Origin of the sequence: Micromonospora thermarum (assembly GCF_012034245.1) — a bacterium.
In the GTDB taxonomy this organism is placed as follows: Bacteria; Actinomycetota; Actinomycetes; order Mycobacteriales; family Micromonosporaceae; genus Micromonospora; species Micromonospora thermarum.
Map to the genome: position 1 here is coordinate 1 of NZ_JAATEO010000078.1, position 1,964 is coordinate 1,964.

A 1,964-nucleotide genomic window follows, 5' to 3' on the forward strand; every position below is an offset into this window, starting at 1 on the left:
CCGGGAGGAGTCCCGCCGTGGGCGCGATCGCGGTCACCGGGTCCATCGCCACCGACCACCTCATGCGGTTCCCCGGGCGCTTCGCCGAGCAGTTGCTCGCCGACCAGTTGCACCGGGTCTCGCTGTCCTTCCTCGTCGACGACCTGGTCGTCCGCCGCGGCGGGGTGGCGGCCAACATCGCGTACGGCCTCGGCCGCCTCGGCCTGCGGCCGGTGCTGCTCGGCGCGGCCGGCGCCGACTTCGACGACTACCGCTCCTGGCTGGAACGCCACGGGGTCGACTGTGACTTCGTCCACATCAGCGCCGACGCGCACACCGCGCGGTTCGTCTGCACCACCGACGCGGACGAGTGCCAGATCGCCTCGTTCTACCCCGGTGCCATGGCCGAGGGCGAGCGGGTCGAGATCGCCGCCGCGGCGGACCGGCGCGGCGGGCTCGACCTCGTCCTGGTCGCCGCCGACGATCCGGCCGCGATGCTCCGGCACGCCGCTCGCTGCCGGGAGCTGGGCCTGCCGTTCGCGGCCGACCCCTCCCAGCAACTCGCGCTGCTCTCCGGCGAACAGGTCCGCCAGTTCATCGACGGTGCCGAGTTCCTGCTCACCAACGAGTACGAGAAGGACCTCCTCGAAGCCAGGACCGGCCTGACCGCCGCCGAGGTCCGGGACCGCGTCGGGGTGCAGGTCACCACGCTCGGCGCCAAGGGCGTACGCATCACCGGCCGCGACACGCCCGCCGTCGAGGTGCCGGCCGTCCCGGTCGCCTCGGTGGCCGACCCGACCGGCGGCGGCGACGCCTTCCGGTCCGGCTTCTTCGCCGCGCTCTCGTGGGGTCTGGGGCTGGAACGCGCCGGGCAGGTCGGCAACGCCGTCGCGGCGTTCGCCGTGGAGGCGGTCGGCCCCCAGGAGTACCACCTCGACCACGACCGTCTCGGTGAGCGGCTGATCCGGGCGTACGGCGACCGCTGCGCCGACGAGGTCGCCGCCGCTTGGACGGCCCCGCCCGCTCTGGCAGCGCGACCCGGCTGATCCGGGCCGGTGCCCGAGCCGGCGCTGCGGCTCGGGCACCGGGGTACTCCTTCTGAGCGCTCGCTCTGAAGCTCCTCGGGCAGCTCGACGGCGGTCCGGATCGACCTCAACGGCTCCCGTGAAGTGCCTGCTGGAAGTCGGCGGCGATCTGGGCCAGGTGTTCGCCGTACTCCGGCTCACCCGGGTGATAGTCGGCCGCCCGGTCGTCACGGAACGGCCTCAGCCAGCGATGGCCCGTGCTCCGCTCCTGCTGAGCGGCGTGGATGGCGCGCAGAACGGCCGGCCGGTAGATCAGCTCGGCGCGCCAGTTTCCGACGTACTTCGCCTTGATGTGTGCCGGCGGCCTGTGGCCCCACGTGGGTCGCGACTGCCACTGCCTGCGAGGTTCGCCGGTTCGGCCCGGTTGTGGCGTGGTCGCCCCGAGGCGTCCGGCGGTTCGGACGGCTATCGTCGCCGGATGCCCGCGCTGATCCCGCCGACCGCCCGCCTGCACGCCGCCTGGCTGGAGGCGCGCGACGAGTGGGGCCCCGGCGTCCACGAGGACGGATTCGGACTGCTGCCGTCCGACGAGGTGGACTCGCCGGACGGGTTCGTGGCCTGGGTGGCCCGGCTGACGAACGAGTCGGATCCGGTGGAACCGCCCGACGCCGGCAGCGTGCACCGCACGTACCGGTGGATCGTCGAGGGGGACCGGGACACCGAACTCGGTCCGGCACGGCGTTACTGGATCACGTTCTGAGGCAGAGGTACGAGGTCGATAAACCGGTCCGGGCCGGATCCAGCGCAAAATCTCGTTCCGGTCCGCCGGTCCCCGGGCCGGCGCGAGAATGGGCGCGTGCCAGCCCCGCCGGTGCCCCGGCACCGGTCGACCCGACCCGGCAGGTGAAGAGCATGTCCAACGGCAAGGAAATCCGTCCCTTCCGGCTCGACACGCCGGAC

At 73.1% G+C, this 1,964-nt stretch carries 2 protein-coding genes; both read left to right on the plus strand.

All coding sequences use genetic code 11. The features are described from left to right. The first annotated feature begins 62 nt into the window (after positions 1-62). On the plus strand, positions 63-1,025 hold the full coding sequence (locus HCJ94_RS29225) for a carbohydrate kinase family protein (protein WP_168004222.1): 963 nt from the start codon (positions 63-65) through the stop codon (positions 1,023-1,025). Between the two features lie 457 nt (positions 1,026-1,482). After that, positions 1,483-1,764 carry a hypothetical protein gene (locus HCJ94_RS29780; protein ID WP_205802099.1) on the plus strand — a complete coding sequence of 94 codons (282 nt, stop codon included), beginning with the start codon at positions 1,483-1,485 and terminating at the stop codon, positions 1,762-1,764. The last annotated feature ends 200 nt before the right edge of the window (positions 1,765-1,964 follow it).